This is a genomic window from Sphingobacterium sp. LZ11T8, assembly GCF_024261425.1.
Lineage (GTDB): Bacteria > Bacteroidota > Bacteroidia > Sphingobacteriales > Sphingobacteriaceae > Sphingobacterium.
This window is the reverse complement of sequence record NZ_JANBZY010000002.1, coordinates 37,867-58,008: the sequence shown is the minus strand read 5'-3', so window position 1 is coordinate 58,008 and position 20,142 is coordinate 37,867. Positions and strand designations below refer to the sequence as shown.

The following is a 20,142-nucleotide window of genomic DNA, read 5'->3' as shown; positions in this document are numbered from 1 at the left end:
AAAATAAATTGCTATGCCCTTAATCAGCGAACATACTTTTACAAGTCCGTTCCAAAACTTTACTCGCGAACAATGGAAAAGGTTGAACGGCCAGTTGAGCCACTCCATTCAAGAGAAAGATTTAGATCAATTGCATGCCCTTAATGAGCCATTGACAATGGATGAAATTGAGGATATCTATATCCCTTTGGCTCATTTACTGGAAGTACACATCCATAACTTTCAGGAACTGCACTCAAAAAGCAATGTTTTTTTCAAAAGGAACCATCAAAAACTACCTTTTATAATTGGTATAGCGGGTTCTGTGGCGGTAGGTAAAAGCACCACAGCTAGGGTACTGACCAAAGTTCTATCGCTTTTGCCCAATAAACCAAAAGTGGAATTGGTCACTACGGATGGGTTCCTTTATCCCAACAAGGAGCTGATCAAACGTAATATCCTGAACAGAAAGGGTTTCCCTGAAAGCTATGATACCAAGAAACTCCTACAGTTTCTTGCAGACATAAAATCCGGCAAATCGCAGGTTACCGTGCCATTATACTCGCACTTGGAATATGATGTTCTAAACAATGAAAAACTGGTGATTTCACAACCGGATGTATTGATCGTGGAAGGTATCAATGTATTACAGGTCAATTCAAGAAAGAACGGCGTCTTCGTTTCTGACTTCTTTGATTATTCCATCTACGTGGATGCGGATGAGAAAAATATCGTAAAATGGTATATCGACCGTTTTGAATCCCTAAGAGCAACTGCTTTCCAAAATACGGCTTCATATTTCCATAAGTATGCAAACCTGACTGAAGAGGAAAGCTTTGATATGGCCAATACCATTTGGAACGAGATCAACAAGCCTAACCTACATGAAAATATCCTTCCAACCCGTTATAGAGCTGATCTAATCTTAAAGAAAGGTTCTGAACACTTTATTAAGCGCGTGAAGGTTAGGAAGATTTAAGGATATTTCTTTCGAACTTGATTATCTCCTTCAAGATCTCATTCTCGATATTTCTATGCATTCTATTGCTGTTGGTTACAGCGTAAAGGTCCAGTTTATAACGAACGAAGTCCTTACCTAATTCTAAAACTTTTACCTGAAATTCATCTTCCTTGATTTCCAGATTTGGATGGGTAGTCAGGCTTAGCCTTAAATGCTCCTCTAATTCCTCAATATGTAAGGATACTTCCAGAGGAAGTTCGAATTTAACGGTAAAAAGACTGGATTGATGTGCAGACAGGTTCATGAAAGTAGCCGTAAATACCAGATTGTTCGGCACCATTACAATATCGTCCTCTTCATCCTGTAATACCAGATTGGCAAAGGTAATGTCAATAATCCTCCCCTTATGCTCTCCCACCTTGATTCTATCTCCAACGGATAACTGCTCAGAGAACATAACGATTAATCCGGATATCATGTTGGTAATATAATCCTTAAAGATAACCGCAATGGCCATGGCTACGATGGTAATGCTGGTAATAAAGTCTTTGGGATTAATGCCAAATGCAGTCATGATTGCTATCACAAAAAATACCGTATTCAATACTGCTGTAAGCCTATTGATACCGAGCACAAAGTTACCGCGTTCTCTTTTTTGAGAATCCCGTGCATTGTAGAGCATGATCACCAGAAAGCGGAACATGGAAAGGACAATACTTGGGATCAAGAAAGAATACAGACCTCTTAGGAATTGGGCCAATAGTTTCCTTTTCTCGATATCGTATTCAAAATTGATGTGTAAAGCAATAATGATGATGACGAGAATGACCTTCCCTATAAATACCCAAGGAATTTTTGGTTTGTTTTCTGTGGCAGCTGCATTCATGGTCTTGAAGATATTATTTTTTTATATAGTACACAAAACAAGTACGAACAACAATTTGTTATATGGCTTATTATCAATCACTAAATAGTTTTAGGTGTTGTTTATCTTTCCTTAATGATTAAATAACATTTTATAATTCTTAAAAAACAAGTAACTTAGCTACCGCTTTAATGACACCAAACAGGTAATTATGGAAACAACATTTGATTTTGAAAAGCCGATTGCTGATCTACAAACGCAAATCGAAAAGGTTAAACAAGTAGAAGAAAAAACCAAAGTCGATATGGGCGCAACAGTTCGCGAATTGGAAGAAAAACTCGAGCAAACAAAAGTTGAGGTGTATAGCAATATGACTGGCTGGCAGAAAGTTCAGATGTCCAGACATCCTGATAGACCACAAACATTCGATTATATTGACTTGATCTGTGATGACTTTATTGAGTTGCACGGAGATAGGAACGTACGTGATGATAAAGCTATTGTTGGCGGTTTTGCTACCATTGGCGGTCAATCAGTAATGGTTATCGGTCACCAAAAAGGAAAGAATACCAAGGAGCGTCAGTTCCGTAATTTCGGAATGGCTAACCCTGAAGGATATAGAAAAGCGCTGCGTTTGATGAAGATGGCAGAGAAATTCAACAAACCTGTAGTCACATTAATCGATACGATGGGGGCTTATCCTGGATTAGAGGCTGAAGAGCGTGGACAAGGTGAAGCAATTGCAAGAAACCTACTTGAAATGTCCGTTCTTAAAGTGCCTATCATCTGTATCGTAATTGGCGAAGGTGCTTCTGGTGGAGCTTTAGGTATTGGAATTGGAGATAAAGTATACATGTTGCAAAACACATGGTATTCTGTAATCTCTCCAGAGTCTTGTTCTTCCATCCTATGGAGAAGCTGGGACCAGAAAGAAAGAGCAGCAGAGGCCTTAAAACTAACCGCAGAAGATATGCTTGGTAATGGATTGATCGATGGTATCATTGAAGAGCCTATCGGTGGTGCACACCAAGACCCTGAAGCGACTGCTTTGAACGTAAAGAATAAAATCCTTTCAGACCTAGCCGTTCTAGGCGCTAAGGATAGCGATACACTGGTTGCTGAACGAATCGACAAATTCAGCAAAATGGGAGTTGTAAACGAATAAAGAAAAAGCCTTGAGTGATCAAGGCTTTTTTATTGCAGTTTCTTCTGGAAAGGGATAGGATCCTCTAAAATAAATTGAGCCTTCACTTCTTCAGTTCCCCGCAAGAGAACCAATCGGATCTCCTCTCCTTCCTTATGCATTAATTTTCCAATTATCTGCTTCAATTTCATACTTTGGGCACTGCTGCCATTGACTTTGAGCAATTCATCATCCACTTTCACACCTGCCAAATCCGCAGGTGAGCCTTCTCTGACACTTGCTATTTTGTAGATAGGTCGTAAAATAAATTCGTATTTAAATTCTTCATAATTATAAACATTGATACCAGAGTTCGGATTTTCTGAATCTCTTTTTCCAATGTTCGTGGTCAGTCTTCTCTTTGTCCATTCCAGTCCGTCATGCTTGATCTCCATCCCAGACATATTTATTTCGAATTTCTTTCCGAAATTCCGGTTCTTTTTTAGATAGATCTCGTTCTTGGGATAATTAAACAACACCTGAAAATGTTTCAATACCTGATTGCCAATCGACCCAACACGGTTCACAGCAAGTTTCGCAGCATGCACGGCATTGGAATCCGGATAAGATACAATTGGTTCCTTGATGTAAAAGCCCGACCAATCAAAACCTTCTATCCTATTGCGTCGACCAAAGATCAAACCATTGAAACCTCGACCAATAAAATCATAAATACTTGGTTCATGAACTACAAAAGAATCCAGCAAAAATGGAAAAACCAACATACCATCAGAATTGCCCATGTCCACAAGCATCTTTGCATCTTTAACCTTTTGTGTCCCTAAATCAACATCGATATGTACATAGGGTCTGCTCCTCTCCAATTGAATTGGCAGCTTGGTAAATTTATTGGTCAACTTTTCAGGGTAATCATAAGCATCATAAATACTGATCCTTTTCTTCAGATAATCTACTTTTATTAGGTAATCTTCAAAGAAGTGGCTCCCCAAGATTCCATTAATTGGGACACCGATATGGCTGGACAGATCTAGATCTTCACCATCAACAACATATATATTATGCAGACTGTCGATCAAGGTATTACCGACCAATAACTCATTTCCAATTGCCATAATTCCTTCCACCCCATCTTCTATCCCTATGCCCGAAAACTTAACCTTAGAAACATTCTCCAAAGGAACCGAATCTTGGGGAGTGGCAAAAAGGATTGTTTCTTTGACCCCAGTATCCAATAAAAATGCCAGTTCAACCCCATTTAGCTTGACAGGGATAATGACCAGGTTTCCACTGAGATCAAATTTGAAAGAATTCTTTTTGGGGTGAATCAACGAAAAATTTCTTTGCGCATAACTATGCAAGAACATCAAGTTCAGCAATAATAGAATTATGATTTTCATACACAAAGGTTTATATATGCTAATTTACCTAATTTTTAGATTCAAATAACTTAACATACGCTTAATATTAAACATTTGATAAATTATTAAGTTTCAATAATTCCTATTAAAAAACTGTACAGAATGCTTCTCGATCGTTATAAAAACAAAAAGGAATAATCAAATTGATTATTCCTTTTTAAATGATCTTGTATTTTATATTAGACTGCGCTGAGCACACCTCTAAAGTAACCTACCGACTCTGCAATTCCAGCCAACGGATCTTTCATGTCCTTTTCAAATTCAATACTGCAGCAACCACTGTACTTGTTTTTCAACAAGGCTTTTACAAAGGCAGGGATATTGATCACTCCACGTCCTAGTTCACATGTCGAGCCCTTTGCATCAGCTGCTGTCACATTCTTCAGGTGGATATCAAATATCCGATCCTTGTATTTGACATAATCTTTGATGGCATCTTGTCCATCTCTGGTATCATGCCCCATATCAAAACACATTCCTAGATTTTTATCCAAATCTTTGATATGGTTCCATATAACCGTAGCATTCGGATAGATCTTATCTTCCGGGCCATGGTTATGGATTCCAAACTTGATATTATTTTCTTTGGCTTTCTTGGCCACATACGGAAGATCTTTGATTTCTGGAATACCGATCATCAAATTCACACCTACCCGCTTGCAATAATCAAATGCTTTGTCAATCTCAGCTTCGGTCTTCATATAGATTGGGCCGACAGCATAACCCGTCACATTTGATTCAGCCAATTTCTTGTGAAATGCAGCAATCTGCTCTGCGGTACTATTCAGGGGCAAATGAAAATCTTTGATGCAAAGATACCTTACATCCATCCTTTTCATCATCGCCAGGGACTGTTCCAAATTAAAATTCACAAAGCTATAGCCTGCTATTCCTAATTTCAGACTATTTTGGTCTGCCAAACCTGAATCTTTAGTTTCAGCCTGACTAGTTAACCAACTTGGACTTGTCAATACCGCTGCAGCTCCCAATGCACTGCGTTGCAAAAAATTTCTTCTACTGTTATTGCTCATGGATATAGGTTTATGTTGTTTTTCTATTAAAAATAATGATTAATACGCAGAATGGCAATATCAAGCGATGGAATCCAACAGCTTTAATACAAAAAAGCCCTTGTCTTTAAAGACAAGGGCTTTTGTAAATATTTAGAAATTCTACAAAGAACTTAGTGCAGAATTCAATGTTTCAGAAGGACGCATTGCTTTTGAAGCTAATTCATCATTTGGATAATAATATCCACCGATTTCTTGAGCTTTTCCTTGCGCTGCAATCAATTCCTCATTGATCTTAGCCTCTTGTTCCGTTAAAGCCTTAGCTAAACCAGCGAATTTAGATGCCAATTCAGCATCTTTGGTTTGCTTAGCCAAAGCTTCTGCCCAGTAAGTAGCTAAATAGAAGTGAGAACCACGGTTATCGATTTGTCCAACTTTACGAGCTGGAGACTTATCATTTGCCAAGAATTTCGCATTTGCCTCATCAAGGGCATCTGCCAATACTTGAGCTTTCTCATTATTCTGAGTTTGTGCTAAATGTTCCAATGAAGCTTGTAATGCCAAGAATTCACCCAATGAATCCCAACGTAAATAACCCTCTTCCAAGAATTGTTCAACGTGTTTAGGAGCAGAACCACCGGCGCCAGTTTCAAATAGACCACCACCATTCATTAATGGAACGATTGATAGCATTTTAGCTGAAGTACCAAGTTCTAGGATTGGGAATAAGTCAGTAAGGTAGTCACGTAATACGTTTCCAGTTACCGAAATAGTATCCTCGCCTTTACGGATTCTCTCAATGGAGAATTTAGTAGCTTCAATTGGAGATAAAATACGGATATCTAATCCTTTAGTATCATGATCAGCCAAGTAAGTTTTTACTTTCTTGATGATTTCTCTATCGTGAGCACGGTTTTCATCTAACCAGAATACTGCTGGAGTATCTGACAGACGAGCGCGATTTACCGCTAATTTAACCCAATCTTGGATTGGAGCGTCTTTAGTCTGACACATACGGAAGATATCACCTTCTTCAACCTGTTGTTCCATCAATGTCTTGCCATTGTTGTCTACAACTTTGATCACCCCATTTGAAGGAGCTTGGAAAGTTTTATCATGAGAACCATATTCTTCAGCCTTTTGAGCCATAAGACCAACGTTAGGAACTGAACCCATAGTTTTAGGGTCGTATGCACCATTTACTTTACAGTCTTCAATAACGGCTTCATAAATTCCTGCATAAGATCTATCAGGAATGATCGCTAAAGTATCGCGTTCTGCACCTTCTTTATCCCACATCTTTCCACCGATACGGATCATTGCTGGCATTGAAGCATCAACGATCACATCAGAAGGAACATGTAGGTTAGTAATTCCTTTATCCGAATTAACCATCGCTAGGTCTGGTCCATTCGCAATTGCAGCATCGATTGCAGCTTTTACCTCAGCTTCTTGAGGGGTACCAGCAATTTTAGCATACACTTCGCCTAAACCATTGTTCTTATTGATGCCTAATTCTTTAAAAAGAGAACCGTATTTTTCAAAAACATCTTTAAAATAAACTTCAACGATAGCACCAAAGATAATAGGGTCAGAAACCTTCATCATGGTCGCTTTTAAGTGAGCTGACAATAAAACTCCAGCTTCCTTAGCATCTTGTATCGCTTGAGCAACAAATTCTTTCAATTTAGCAACATGCATAACTGAAGAATCAATTACTTCTCCCGCTTTCAATTTAGCAAGGCCTTTTAATTCTTTAGCATCACCATTAGCAGCCACAAATTCTATTTTAAATTGACTGTCAGCATCCAATGTCAATGATTGCTCAGAACTGTAGAAATCGCCATCTTGCATAGAAGTTACCTTCGTTTTGCTATCAGAAGCCCATGCACCCATTCTGTGCGGGTTAGCTTTAGCGTAGTTCTTAACAGCTTTCGGCGCACGACGGTCAGAGTTTCCTTCACGTAAAACAGGGTTTACTGCAGAACCTAAAACTTTAGCGTAAGCAGCTTTGATCTTCTCTTCTTCCTCGTTTGCTGGTGCATCTGGATAATTTGGAATCTTATATCCAGCTTTTTGCAATTCAGCAATCGCTGCTTTTAACTGAGGAATAGAAGCAGAAATATTAGGAAGTTTAATGATGTTTGCATCAGGAGTAGTAGCCAATTGTCCTAACTCTGCCAAGGCATCTGTAGTTTTTTGGTCTTCCGATAAATATTCGTTTAAATTAGCTAGGATACGTCCTGCCAATGAAATATCTCTTAATTCGACTTCAATATCAGCAGTTTTTGCGAATGCTTGAACGATAGGTAGAAATGAATACGTTGCCAATAAAGGCGCTTCATCTGTTTTTGTGTAAATGATCTTAGATGACATAATTTTCTATTGAAATGATATTATTTTGCAATTATTAGTGAAATTCAAAGAGTTGATAAGCCTCTTTTTTAAAATTCGCCTAAAGATAATAAAATGAATTTTAAATAGCCATAAAAGCCAAAATAATGATGGATTCTGAAAAATCTTTGTCTTGAATCAATAGAATGAAAGGGAATTCAAGAATGATTTAAGCTTTTTCACCTAATTCATCCCATATCTCTTTAGGATTATAGATATCGATAAGACCATCCTTATCCTCAAAGGCAGCATCCATTATGGCCCTAGCCAGAATCATCGTACTGATTGGTTTATATAGCTTAAACAAACCCAACTTATTCAAGAACTTAAGGGTGCTGACCGCATACTGCTCTCCCTTTCTTTTGCTATTAGGACGATCTATAGGACCAGGTCTGACGATGATTATTTTGGGGAAGTTCAAGGCCTTGATCCCCTCTTCCAACAATCCTTTCATTTTGGTATAAAAGAACCTGGAATTCTTATTAGCCTGGGCTGAGGAAAGTAGCACAAAGGTATGGAACCTATTGAGCTTGCACAAGGCAGCAAACTTCAACTGGTAATCATAATCCACCACCCATTGTCCCTCTTTACTGCCGGCATCCTTTAATGTGGTGCCCATAGTAGAGAAAGCAACATCACCAATGATAAAGTGACTGAAATCCTCTAAACGATCAAAATCAACAATTACTTCATGTAATTTAGGATCAGGTGTAAAAAAAGGCCTTCTTACCAATACATTAACCGAATCCACTTTTGGATTTGCCAACAATTGCAGGACCAATTCCCTACCTGTAGCGCCTGTAGCGCCTATGACAACTGCTTTCATAATTGTTGATTTTGAGTTTTTAACTATTAAAACAGGACATCGCGGATATTTACGTCACGATCGAATTGCGCCTTTGCAAAAGGGCATAAAGGCATAATTTTCAATTTGCTATCCCGCGCATGCTCAACGGCCTTGTTCAATAAAACAGAACCAATCCCTTTTCCTTTTTCTTCTGGATCTACCTCGGTATGGTCGATAATGATCTTACCAGGTCCAGCTTTGGAATAGGTCATTTCACCTATTGTTTTACCATCTTCAATGGCTAAAAATGATCCCTTATTTCCATTTTCTTCGTGTTTCACTAACATATTATCTTTATTTAAGTTTTAATTCTTCAATAATTCCATTCTCTATATCGGCTTTCATTTTGACCACTTCATCAGCCAAATCATTTGGCACAGTCATCGACAGCACATACTGTTTGATCAACCATTTCCCATCTTTGAGTACCAAAACGCCCGAACCTCTACAGATCTTCATTTGTGTATTTAACAATTCATCTATCCATGCGGTTTTACCATCTTCCGAAAATTCTATATTTCTTTCCAGACTGCTGAAGTTCCAAGCTTTGCCCTTATCGAAGTGTGGCTTGGCATAATCCATGAATTCCTGCTTGTCCCAACGTTCTGTAGCATCCGAACCGATAAAGATGGAATTAGCATCCATTAGGTCAAAATACTCCTTAAAAATCAGCCTTTCCAGCAGCGGCATGCCACTGATCTAGGACTTTCGCTACATCTTCTTGTGATTGTGCAAGGGAAACCTGAATAAACATCAAGAATACTGCTACTAAACTGTAGATTTTCATATAAATTGGTTTTTAATAAAGATACCTTTTTGAAAGCTAAGACACAAGACCAGTCAGAAAGACCATTTTAGCCTGACAATAGATCGAAGGAAATTTATGGATTTGATCGAGAAATAAAATTAGGCTTTCCTGAAGTGCTTCATATTTTTGGTGACATTTACAATGTTCCAATCAATATGCTTGGAGTAAGGCTCAGAGCGGATAGGGCAATTTTCCACTGTGCAATAATGGCAACATTCTGGCATGCATGGGTCAGCATGTATAAAGAATTCCGTCTTGGAGGCCAGATTATCGTTCAATAGCGAATCAAAATCGGAGATACTGTCATGGACCTGGTTAAGGTCATAATAGTTAGGTAAAGTTAAATGACAGTCTATGTGCAGTTCCTGTCCATATCGTTGTATGCGGAGATTGTGGACATCTATCCATTCTGATTTCCTGTTCTTGTTCAGGATTTCGACAACTTCCTCCACTACTTCTGCATCCGATTCATCCATTAGACCAGAAATCGACTTTCTCAAAAGTTTATAGCCATTATATAAAATGAACGTACCGAGGACAAAAGAAAGGGCTAGGTCAATCCAGGCCAAGCCGGTAAGTTTCATTAATAGGAGTCCTGCAATCAAGCCTATTGAACTGTATGCATCCACCTGTAAATGCTTTCCATCAGCTTCAATGGTCAGTGAACGTAGAGCTTTCCCCCTTTTCATCAGATAGAATCCAACCCCATAGTTAATCAGGGAAGTCGCTAATATCAAGTACATACCCTCTTCTACATTACTTATAGGTTGAGGTGAGAAAACGGCATAGATGGATTTAATGAGGATAATGCTACCAGCGATGAATATCATTCCCCCTTCAACAAACACAGAGAAGAATTCTACTTTTCCGTGCCCATAGGGATGGTTTTCGTCTTTAGGTTGGGCAGCAAGGTAAATACTGTAATAGGCAAAGCCAGAAGCGACAATATTGACAATACTTTCAGCGGCATCAGAAAAAATGGCGTTAGACTCGGTGATAAAATAGGCCACAAACTTGATAAGCATCAATACGATACCGGTAACCAAGGATAACAAAACCAATCTCATTTGCCTATTCATAACACTAAATTTGAACCGCAAAAATAATTAATTAAGAAACAATAAATGTTACTTTTTTGTTAATATACCCTCATCTTTCTGATTTCCCAAGCGTTGCGCTATAATGGTCATTACAAAAATCTGAAAGGCATGATAAATCATCAATGGTAATATGTACAGCCCTAATTTAGGGTTATTGGCAAACAAAAATTTAGAGAATACACTACCATGTGTAAGCGATTTCTTTGACCCACAGAACAATGCAGAAATCCTATCCTCGCGATTGAACTTCAACACATAACGTACGAACAATAAAATAATCAGATAAACCGTAAAGAACAGGGCAATAACAGCGACAAATAAACTAGCTAAATAATCTGTACCTATGGTATTGAAAATATCATTCATAAAAGATTCCGAGAAACTGCTATATACGATCAGCAGAACGACTCCTTTATCAAAATTGGATAAAGCTTTCCCATACTTATGGGCCCATTTCCCCCAATATGGTTGTATTAGTAAGCCCAGTATTACAGGAAGGAGAACTTCAAATAAAAGACCTATATATAATTCCCCGAAGACATTGACTTCACCAACTTCCAAAAAGAAGTGCATCAGTAATGGAGTAATGGCAACACCGATCAACCCAGAAATGGAAGCATTAAATATGGCAGCAGGAACATTTCCTTTTGCAATGGAAACCATCACTACCGAAGAGGTTACGGTAGAAGGTAATGCGGCCAAGAAATAAAAGGATAGCCAAAATTGCTCCTGTGTTTCAGTATGCACCAATGGGCGGAACAATAATACAAGCAACGGGAAAAGACCAAAGGTGAAGAGCTGAACAGACAAATGAAGTTTCCAATTCTTCATTCCGTCCTTGATTTCATTGAAACTCAGTTTCAACCCATAAAAGAAGAATACCAACGCGACACCAACACTGATCAAAGCATTTAAAAACTTGCCGTCTAAATAACCTGCAACATCGGGATAAATGTAGGCAAGGAATATCATGAAAATCAAGGCTATAATAAACCCATCAAATTTTAACTTCATCTAAAACCCAAATTTTGCATACAAAGCTATAATTAATTTCATAAACACCTATTCCAATCCATCTATTTAGAAAGTATCATTTTTATAGAGATTTTGTTACATTTTTCTCATCGATAATAAATTGTATATAATATATTTGCAATATCATGAGTACAACATCCATATTATCCGATAGAATAAACAATCTATCCGAGTCAGCAACATTAAAGATGACCAAATTGGGCCGTGAACTGGCGGCTAAGGGCATTAATGTAATTAGTTTGAGTGTAGGTGAACCTGATTTCAATACGCCTGAGCATGTAAAAGATGCTGCCAAGAAGGCATTGGATGAAAACTGGACCCGTTACTCCCCTGTTTCTGGTTATCCTGAACTTCGCCAAGCGATCGTAAATAAATTAAAAAATGAAAACGGTTTAGATTATGATATCTCTAATATCGTGGTTTCCACAGGTGCCAAGCAATCCCTTTCCAATGTATTGCTAACCCTTGTAAATCCAGGTGAAGAAGTGATCATCCCTACCCCATATTGGGTTTCCTATTCGGAAATGGTGGTATTGGCCGAAGGAAAATCAGTTTACATTGATACGACGATCGAATCCGATTTCAAGATCACTCCAGAACAATTAGAAGCTGCGATTACTCCAAAATCAAAAGTCTTCATGTTCTCCTCGCCTTGTAACCCTACAGGTTCCGTATATTCAAAAGCTGAATTGGAAGCCTTGGTAAAGGTATTTGAAAAACATCCACAGATCTATATCATCTCTGATGAGATCTATGAGCATATCAATTTCGTAGACAAGCACGAGTCTATCGCACAATTCCCATCCATTAAGGACCGTGTAATCATTATCAATGGTTTTTCAAAAGCATTTGCGATGACGGGATGGCGCCTTGGCTACATCGCTGCGAACAAAGAAATCGCTGCTGCAAACGAAAAAATGCAAGGACAAACGACTTCAGGTACATGTTCTATCTCTCAACGTGCTGGTATTGCTGCATATGAGCAAGGATTGGAAAGTGTCCTGGAAATGAAAGAAGCATTTGCGCGTCGTCGTCAATTGGTATATGACCTTTTGAATGATATCCCAGGTGTGAAAACAAACTTACCTGATGGAGCATTCTATTTCTTCCCAGAGATCAGCTCTTTCTTTGGTAAAAAAGATCCTGAAGGAAATGTAATCAATAACTCAGCAGACCTTGCTTTATACTTATTGAACTACGGTCATGTTGCTACTGTTGGTGGAGACTCTTTCGGTAACAACAATTATATCCGCCTTTCCTATGCTGCTTCTGACGAAAACTTAAAAGAAGCCCTTCGCAGAATCAAAGAAGCATTGGCGAATTTAAAATAGTATTGAGATTTGAGATATGAGATTTGAGATATTAACCGGAAAACTAATTCCGCATTAAATCTCAAATCTCTATATCCATTTCCCACTTATTATCTTAATACCCATATCTTTCTTGCGCTTGATATCTAAATACTCATATCTCACATCTCAAATCTGAATACTCATATCTCAATACTCAAATCTACCCCCCCATTAACCCCAAATAGATCAATTCAAACATCACAAATCCGATTAGCAATCCCACAGTCACCGCGACTAAAATCCTAGCCCAAAAGGGCAGCCTGATAATATAATCCAAATTAATTCTTTAATAGTTTGTTCAGGCGCAAAGATGAAAATATTCCATAAAGATGATTCGGGATTGGGCAAGAATTTAGAGTTATCTGTAAGCATCTGACTACAATGCTTTGGAAGGGATTGATTACCAAATATCCACACAAAAAATAATTCAGCATTTTTTTAATAATCAATTGATTTTTCTATCTTTGCACTTCCGTTAACATAATTACGGATAGAAATTAATAAACATAATTATTTACAAAATGCAACAGTACGAATCTGTAATCATTCTTACCCCGTTGCTTTCAGAAGATGCTGCGAAAGAAGCAATCGCAAAATTCAAAGACATCTTGACAGAAGGCGGAGCCGAAATTATCGCTGAAGATAATTGGGGTTTGAGAAAATTAGCGTATCCGATCCAGAAAAAAACAACTGGATTCTATCACTTAACTGAATTCAAGGCTCCAGGTGAATTAATCAAAAAATTAGAGGTTGAATACAAACGTGATGAGCGCGTGATGCGTTTCTTAACAATCTCTCTAGATAAGCACGCAGTGGCTTACAACGAGAAAAAACGTAGCGGTGCATTCAACAAAAAGGCAGAAACTAAAACTGAGGAGGTAGCAAACTAATGGCAAACGAAAACATCCAATACGTGACTGCTCCTAAAGTAGAGGACAACCGTAAAAAATACTGTCGCTTCAAAAAGAACGGTATTAAATACATCGACTACAAAGACGCTAACTTCCTTTTGAAGTTCGTAAATGATCAAGGTAAAATCTTACCTCGTCGATTAACTGGAACATCACTGAAATTTCAACGTAAAGTTGCTCAAGCCGTTAAACGTGCGCGTATTATCGGACTTATGCCTTACGTAACTGATTCATTAAAATAAGGAGGATACGATAATGGAAGTTATATTAAAACAAGATGTTAAACACCTTGGAGAGAAAGACGATATCGTAGTAGTAAAACCAGGTTTCGGCCGTAACTACTTAATTCCTCAAGGATTTGCAGTAATGGCGACGCCTTCTGCAAAGAAAGTGTTAGCTGAGAATATCAAACAAGCTCAGTTCAAACAAGAGAAAATCAAAAAAGATGCTACTGAATTAGCTGGTAAATTAGAATCAGTAAAATTAACTATTGGTGCTAAAGCTGGTGAGTCTGGCAAGATCTTCGGAAAAGTTAACAGTATTCAAATCGCTGACGCTCTTAAAGCGCAAGGTTATGAAGTTGACCGCCGTCGTATCACTTTCGAAACTGAACCTAAGCAATTAGGTGAGTACATCGCTAACTTGAACTTACACAAGGAAGTAAAAGTACAAATCCCTTTCGAAGTTATCGCTGAGTAAGCATTTAACAATAAAAAAATCCCCGTTATCAAATGATAACGGGGATTTTTTTATTGTCAGTATTTAGTAGCAAGTATTTAGTATTTAGACCGCATGGCTTTCAATTAACCGGAGCCAACTGATCAATTACCTAATCTATCCTAATTATTAAAGGGACATTTGCTATTGAGGATCTTTCATCATATTTTTTTTGAAAGAGCAGTCTAAATGGATTTAATATTGACCTCATTCGAGACACATTCCGAATTTTCGCAATACAAGCAAATCTATTCTCGAATATGCCTCGAATAAGTCTCGAGTAAAACCCATATTTCAATCCATTTATTTCCTATTCAAAAGTACCTTTTTAGCGGAATATATCGTTGGAATGGGATGCAAGAACAGTTTGAATTCCCAATAATCGGATAGAATATTCACCAATGCAATTAATTCAATGGCAAAGAAAAAGCCCCTCATATATTTAAGAAGGGCTTGAAGAATCCTATTTTTAACGGAAATGCTAAATTTCCGATACTAATTCCTATTGGTTAATATTGCCACAATACATCTACCCTATGTCCAGGATGATTATGTCTGCCTTTATTACCTTTGTATTTTTTCTTTTGTTGACCAGGTGCATAACGTTTTGCGGATTTACCACCGTATTTCTTCTTAGCCTGTCCTGGAGGCATTCCATGCGGATGATGATGGTGTGTATAACATGCTGATACACTAAATGCCATAAATGCTACTAATAATAATCCCAAAAATCTTTTCATACTATATTCATGTTGTTCGCTATATATGACCAAAATCTAAGCCAAAAGTTTAAATTTTTAATAAAGCATTAATAATTAATTGTTTGAACATTGAGTATCAACACTTTACTTAGACCCAATAATTTGATAAAAAGAATTTATCGCAGAGTTTTCAAATGCAAATCCACCCTTTAAACGTAGGCTATTTGATCCCTCAGCGATACCGTTCAGATCCCCTTTTAAGATTTTATCATAATTCGGTAACCAGCCTAAGTATTTCGCCGAAACAGGTTTTTTCTGGTAGCTCAATATAAATACATTAGGTGATGGCTGCAGATCAATATTTTGGCCAAATGCTGCAGGATCTGTACTCAATCTTATCAAACCATTATGAAAGTCCTTGCCAAACTTATAGAACATCTTTTCTGGAAGATATCCTAATAAATGTGGGGAGGCCATAACTTGAAAGGTTAATGAAGGAACTTCAACCTGATTGATTTCCTTTTTCTCGGTCATCTCAAAATTATCATCATAATCATAGGTAATGATGGTATCAGACTCCAGCACTTCTTTATCCTTCAATTCAATTGTTGCAAAATTCCCAACATACTTATAGATACTATCGACCGGTAGTTTTAATTTTTCCAGTTCGGCTTTTTTATCCTTCAAAATAAGGGAAAGATCAGAGTTTAAGGCCATATAAAGCACGTTGTCTTCAGGTATCACGGCTTGGACAGGCTTTGATGGAAAACCCAATAAAGAGGATTTTACAAAGGCATCAATATCAAATCTTCCATTTTGAAAATTAACAGTAGCCCAATTGTCTTTCTTGTCCACAAAGCTCATATCAGTATCTTGGATCTCCTTCAGCGTTTTGCCAAACTCATTGGCATAAACCCACTCACCTTGGTCGGATTTCAACAATGTTAACATGGTTTCAGCTTGCTGGTCTTTTCCTAATGATAATATCAATCTTTGATCATCAAAGAGAGCCTGTACATGCTTTTTGGAATATAGCTCCTGCCCTTTTTCCAAACCTTGGAAAACGGAATCTTGGCTTAATCCTAATTGACCTTTTAGAAAATTTTGGATATCTGCCCTATCCGTTACTTCCAAAACTGCATAGTAATGATGTGAAGTATCACTTAAACTAAACATATATAATTTACCAGGTATGTGTACTCCTATATTCCACAACTTGGCTTTACCCCCTATTGTACTGGTATCCTGTTTGGAGCCGTAATATTCCGAATAATTGGAAAGGGAATTCTTGAGCATCTTCAAGAGAAGACCATCCACATCCAATCGAATTACTGAAACTGAATTTTCAGGGATTTTAATGTTTTCTGCTTTTGAAGATCTATAATACTTAAAAACAAAAAAACTTATAGCCAATACGGCTATAAGTCCTAATATAAATACTATTGTTTTTTTTATCCAACCCATAGGTTAATCATTTAACGATTTACTGACACGGTCCATAGAATTGAGCAAGAAATCTAAAGCATTTTTTCCGGTCTTAGGAAAATCCACACCGGCTTCCCATGTAAAATTCTTGCCTTTCAATCCATTGCTGATCATATAGATATCACCATATTCGGACAGACCTTTCAATTCACTCTCCATCGAACGATGTACCGGAAGATCTAGATCATCGACCATACTTGGAACCTTTTTAGTGTTGAACAACATGGAGAATTTATTTTTCTTGGCGATTGCAGCAAATCTTCCTGGGTTTCCTTTAAAGGTTTTATCCTTGATCTGTTTCATCTGCTCTAAATCATTGCCCAAGAAAACAATCCCTTGCTGGATCAGGATGTATGGAGCAAATTCATCAACCTTTCCGCCAACAATCTCATAGATTCCATCATGGTTTACCATATTGTTCTCAATCTCTAAAATAGCAAAGATTTTTTCAAATATGCGAGTATCATCGGAAGAGAACATCCACAGGTAGTTCGGGATTTTCTCCATTTTGGTTTTTTCTATCTCTTGATAATTGTAATCATCATCATATTCATAGTCAATATATTTCACTTCTTTTTGGGTAATTCCATTCAAGATAAACAGGTTATCTCCTTTAAATACTTTGGCAACTGCTTTTTCATCAACAATAATCTCCATACTTGTGGTAAACAGATCAATGATCTTCTCAACTTTACCATCCATACCACCATAAACGCGCTGTACGATCCTAGGCATGTGCTTCAAGTAAGCTTCGGTATTAAGGTTGATCGAAAGGAATCCTAAAGCATCGTCATTTAAGTAGTTTACAAACTTAGGATTGATTTTTTTATTGTACATTTCCTTATAGTACCTTGTCATCTCCTTATCAAAGCTGACATCACCAAGGATCTTCATCCTATTTCCGTCAACAACAACAGTACTGTTGATGCTTTCGTATCCATAGTCAAAAGCTGGCTGTCCGCTCATATAACCATAAAGAAGGTTTCTAGGGTAATAAAAATGCATTAAGCTGTCTAATGAACCTATTTCAATTCTAAGCAGTTCATTATCTTTCATAGAAGTCATCTTTTTCGATTTATAGCTTTTAATATTTCCGGCAATAATTCGATCCATTAGGTTATTGACTTCTTGGTTGGCAAAAATATTCTTAATGGAGTCATTATGATTCGATGTCTCGCTGTATTTTAGATAATAATCGTCTTGATATTCATCCTTTTCTAAAACGGAATCCACGTAAGTAAACTCATCCGGTACCATCGGTGGAGCGATATAACCTTCTTCCCCAGGTTGAGCCACTTTTTCGGGAGGCAATGGCAAACTATACAGATCTGATGTATCTCTTTCTACTGGAGCTTCTTCCTCAATTTGATACACAGTGTCCGCAGCTTCTGCCCAAGCTTCCCAATCCAAGGTGCTATCAGCTGCCACTGCTACTGAATCCACTCCATCATAATCATAGTCATAGTCTTCCGCCGCGTAATCATACTCGGGCAATTCCAAAAGGCCAAATTTCTGTTTGATGTCCTCACGGCTGAAATAGTTGTCCATGGGCACACCAGCTAAAAGAAAAATGGTATTTTGATTCCAACTGATACGGAGTGTCCTATCTTCACTATAGATGGTATTTAGGTCACCCTGTACATCGATAGTATACTCTTCAGGAAAGATCGATTCAAATTGAGCCTTATTTTTTAATGGCATCATAGCTCCGAAGAACTGCATGCTATCATTGACATTGGTATACAAATAAGATTTTGCATTGATATCGATTCCTAACTCTTCGATATTTTCAGATTGAAATTTACTGTTGTCTTCTGCAATTTTTTTAAACAGACCAGCTCTTTTCAAGATTTCGTTCAATTGTTGGGCACTCGCATGTTTGAAAAATCCTTTTCCATTCAATGCGACCACCACTTTAGATTCAGCAGGAACCTTTGACAAGAGATCTTGCGAATATACATTCCCTCCCAGACTTACTGCCAATAAGGCGATGGCAAGTTTCAAGTTATTCATATATGTTTTATTAGATATTCTTAAATTATTTAAGGACAATATTGTTAGATAGGTTGGCTTTACCATTAATTAAGCTAGGAACGGAAACCTTGACCATCACAGCTTGCTTGTTGCCTGAAACCTTACCGCTCGTATTGTCCTGTTTGATGACAGGATTTTGAAAACGATAAATACTGGTGTAAAATGCCTGATCGAATGATTTTTGATTTTCAGGCTTTAGTTTGTCAAACTCTTTTTTTGCCTCGGTACTATACTTATAGTTACGCACAAAGGTTTTATTACTTGGATTAAAACTATAGCTCGAGTAAGTGTTTAATTTGGTCTTGAAATGTTTAGAGAGTGTTTCTGTATAGGAATTTAAGGCCTGCACATTTTGGAAATCACAGGACACACTCGCTATATAATTATTAAAATCAAGCTTATAATCTACGTTACTGATCCCTTTGGTATTCTTTAATAACTGAACGATGGTAGCCACTTCTTTTCTGATCTCAGCCTGATTTGGGATCTTGAACCCATCTATCTTATCCAACTTCATTAGGGATGATACCTTTGTACGGCTCTTGCTCATGTTCAGTGTCCCTACGATAGATCCACTGCCATTACTTTTCATGTTGATCTCTTCCACAACATCAAAACAAGAACTCAGCAATAAACAAAAAATAGAACTAATAACAAGTAACCCGATTTTCCTGATCATTTTCAACATATTAATAGTATTAGCAATCCAAATTTTAAGTCTTCGAAATTATCAACTTAAAAACACATATCCTTCACTGATTTCAGTGATTTTTTAAACTTAATGCTTAAAGTTTCATCCTGCAAGCATCAGGATGCAATAATTATATAAAAAAACAATATTTAAGGCGAGCATTATATTAGCTAAATCATAGAATGACAAAAATTGACAATGTATGAAAAGCGCCAGCCTCTCGCCATACAAATATCACGAATATCAGCAATAACCAATAAAAAAGGCCATCTACAAAATGTAGACAGCCTAATAAATTGTATGGTTAAATCTTAGTAGTTATATTTCTCTACAGATTTAATTTCATTATTACCTTCCGTAAAGACCAAAGTCGGTTGATAGGTTTCTGCCTCTTCAGGACTTAAGTTCACAAAAGAAAGAATGTGTACAGTGTCGCCTACTTTAGCATGTAATGCTGCACCACCATTCATACATACTTCGCCACTTCCTCTCTTGCCAGGAAGGACATAAGTCATGATACGACTACCATTTACAGCATTATTGATATATACCTGCTCATATTTTACAATACCAGCAGCATCCAATAAATCTGCATCAATGGTGATAGAACCATTATAGCTCACATTTGCCTCTGTTACTTTTACGGTATGAATTTTTGCTTTTAAAATTTTTAATTCCATTTCTTATTAT

21 protein-coding genes are annotated in these 20,142 nt (G+C 37.4%); 6 read left to right on the top strand and 15 right to left on the bottom strand.

Going from position 1 to position 20,142, the window contains the following annotated elements; all coding sequences use genetic code 11:
• Window positions 1-13 precede the first annotated feature (13 nt).
• Window positions 14-958, top strand: coding sequence for a type I pantothenate kinase (gene coaA, locus NLF99_RS05020; RefSeq protein ID WP_185212058.1), 945 nt, complete (start codon window positions 14-16; stop codon window positions 956-958).
• Here coaA and NLF99_RS05015 read toward each other — a convergent pair.
• A complete protein-coding gene (locus tag NLF99_RS05015) occupies window positions 945-1,826 on the bottom strand; it encodes a mechanosensitive ion channel family protein (RefSeq protein WP_185212057.1) in 882 nt (293 codons plus the stop codon). The genes coaA and NLF99_RS05015 overlap by 14 nt on opposite strands.
• A gap of 190 nt (window positions 1,827-2,016) precedes the next feature.
• On the opposite strand from NLF99_RS05015, the gene NLF99_RS05010 reads away from it, so the two are divergent.
• Window positions 2,017-2,970 (top strand): acetyl-CoA carboxylase carboxyltransferase subunit alpha, encoded by a 954-nt coding sequence (locus NLF99_RS05010; RefSeq protein WP_185212056.1) that lies wholly within the window; start codon window positions 2,017-2,019, stop codon window positions 2,968-2,970.
• Between the two features lie 29 nt (window positions 2,971-2,999).
• On the opposite strand, the gene NLF99_RS05005 is transcribed toward NLF99_RS05010, so the two are convergent.
• The 9 genes from NLF99_RS05005 to NLF99_RS04970 form a co-directional block, all read right to left on the bottom strand.
• Complete coding sequence (locus NLF99_RS05005; RefSeq protein WP_254526967.1) at window positions 3,000-4,346, bottom strand: PDZ domain-containing protein; 1,347 nt, start codon at window positions 4,344-4,346, stop codon at window positions 3,000-3,002.
• Window positions 4,347-4,546: 200 nt separating this feature from the next.
• Entirely contained in the window at window positions 4,547-5,398 is an 852-nt protein-coding gene (locus NLF99_RS05000; RefSeq protein WP_185212054.1) for a sugar phosphate isomerase/epimerase, read from the bottom strand.
• A gap of 141 nt (window positions 5,399-5,539) precedes the next feature.
• On the bottom strand, window positions 5,540-7,753 hold the full coding sequence (locus tag NLF99_RS04995) for an NADP-dependent isocitrate dehydrogenase (RefSeq protein ID WP_254526966.1): 2,214 nt from the start codon (window positions 7,751-7,753) through the stop codon (window positions 5,540-5,542).
• A gap of 187 nt (window positions 7,754-7,940) precedes the next feature.
• A complete protein-coding gene (locus tag NLF99_RS04990) occupies window positions 7,941-8,597 on the bottom strand; it encodes a hypothetical protein (RefSeq protein ID WP_254526965.1) in 657 nt (218 codons plus the stop codon).
• Window positions 8,598-8,623: 26 nt separating this feature from the next.
• Entirely contained in the window at window positions 8,624-8,905 is a 282-nt protein-coding gene (locus NLF99_RS04985) for a GNAT family N-acetyltransferase (protein ID WP_185212051.1), read from the bottom strand.
• A 7-nt stretch (window positions 8,906-8,912) separates the two neighbouring features.
• Window positions 8,913-9,308: a nuclear transport factor 2 family protein gene (locus tag NLF99_RS04980; RefSeq protein ID WP_254526964.1), complete on the bottom strand. Its 396-nt coding sequence runs from the start codon at window positions 9,306-9,308 to the stop codon at window positions 8,913-8,915.
• Window positions 9,280-9,405, bottom strand: coding sequence for a hypothetical protein (locus tag NLF99_RS19670; RefSeq protein WP_302328294.1), 126 nt, complete (start codon window positions 9,403-9,405; stop codon window positions 9,280-9,282). Before NLF99_RS19670 ends, NLF99_RS04980 begins: the two co-directional genes overlap by 29 nt.
• A 119-nt stretch (window positions 9,406-9,524) precedes the next feature.
• Window positions 9,525-10,505 (bottom strand): cation diffusion facilitator family transporter, encoded by a 981-nt coding sequence (locus NLF99_RS04975; RefSeq protein WP_254526963.1) that lies wholly within the window; start codon window positions 10,503-10,505, stop codon window positions 9,525-9,527.
• 48 nt (window positions 10,506-10,553) lie between these two features.
• On the bottom strand, window positions 10,554-11,540 hold the full coding sequence (locus NLF99_RS04970) for a bile acid:sodium symporter family protein (protein ID WP_254526962.1): 987 nt from the start codon (window positions 11,538-11,540) through the stop codon (window positions 10,554-10,556).
• Window positions 11,541-11,686: 146 nt separating this feature from the next.
• On the opposite strand from NLF99_RS04970, the gene NLF99_RS04965 reads away from it, so the two are divergent.
• From NLF99_RS04965 to rplI, 4 genes are all read left to right on the top strand, one after another.
• Window positions 11,687-12,892 carry a pyridoxal phosphate-dependent aminotransferase gene (locus NLF99_RS04965; protein WP_237219459.1) on the top strand — a complete coding sequence of 402 codons (1,206 nt, stop codon included), beginning with the start codon at window positions 11,687-11,689 and terminating at the stop codon, window positions 12,890-12,892.
• A gap of 542 nt (window positions 12,893-13,434) precedes the next feature.
• Complete coding sequence (gene rpsF / locus NLF99_RS04960) at window positions 13,435-13,803, top strand: 30S ribosomal protein S6 (RefSeq protein ID WP_185212047.1); 369 nt, start codon at window positions 13,435-13,437, stop codon at window positions 13,801-13,803.
• Window positions 13,803-14,066, top strand: coding sequence for a 30S ribosomal protein S18 (rpsR, locus tag NLF99_RS04955; RefSeq protein WP_093096199.1), 264 nt, complete (start codon window positions 13,803-13,805; stop codon window positions 14,064-14,066). The genes rpsF and rpsR overlap by 1 nt, the downstream gene beginning before the upstream one ends.
• Window positions 14,067-14,079: 13 nt before the next feature.
• The gene (gene rplI, locus NLF99_RS04950) at window positions 14,080-14,523 is read left to right on the top strand and encodes a 50S ribosomal protein L9 (protein ID WP_185212046.1); all 444 of its coding nucleotides are present in this window, start codon (window positions 14,080-14,082) and stop codon (window positions 14,521-14,523) included.
• Window positions 14,524-15,050: 527 nt separating this feature from the next.
• Here rplI and NLF99_RS04945 read toward each other — a convergent pair.
• The 5 genes from NLF99_RS04945 to panD all read right to left on the bottom strand — a co-directional run bounded on the left by NLF99_RS04945 (window position 15,051) and on the right by panD (window position 20,132).
• Window positions 15,051-15,245 carry a hypothetical protein gene (locus tag NLF99_RS04945; RefSeq protein ID WP_237219458.1) on the bottom strand — a complete coding sequence of 65 codons (195 nt, stop codon included), beginning with the start codon at window positions 15,243-15,245 and terminating at the stop codon, window positions 15,051-15,053.
• Between the two features lie 141 nt (window positions 15,246-15,386).
• Window positions 15,387-16,706 carry a hypothetical protein gene (locus NLF99_RS04940; protein WP_254526961.1) on the bottom strand — a complete coding sequence of 440 codons (1,320 nt, stop codon included), beginning with the start codon at window positions 16,704-16,706 and terminating at the stop codon, window positions 15,387-15,389.
• A gap of 3 nt (window positions 16,707-16,709) precedes the next feature.
• The gene (locus tag NLF99_RS04935; protein WP_185216141.1) at window positions 16,710-18,740 is read right to left on the bottom strand and encodes a hypothetical protein; all 2,031 of its coding nucleotides are present in this window, start codon (window positions 18,738-18,740) and stop codon (window positions 16,710-16,712) included.
• Between the two features lie 25 nt (window positions 18,741-18,765).
• Window positions 18,766-19,440, bottom strand: coding sequence for a hypothetical protein (locus NLF99_RS04930; protein ID WP_254526960.1), 675 nt, complete (start codon window positions 19,438-19,440; stop codon window positions 18,766-18,768).
• A 323-nt stretch (window positions 19,441-19,763) separates the two neighbouring features.
• Window positions 19,764-20,132: an aspartate 1-decarboxylase gene (panD, locus tag NLF99_RS04925; RefSeq protein WP_093096189.1), complete on the bottom strand. Its 369-nt coding sequence runs from the start codon at window positions 20,130-20,132 to the stop codon at window positions 19,764-19,766.
• Window positions 20,133-20,142: the final 10 nt, after the last annotated feature.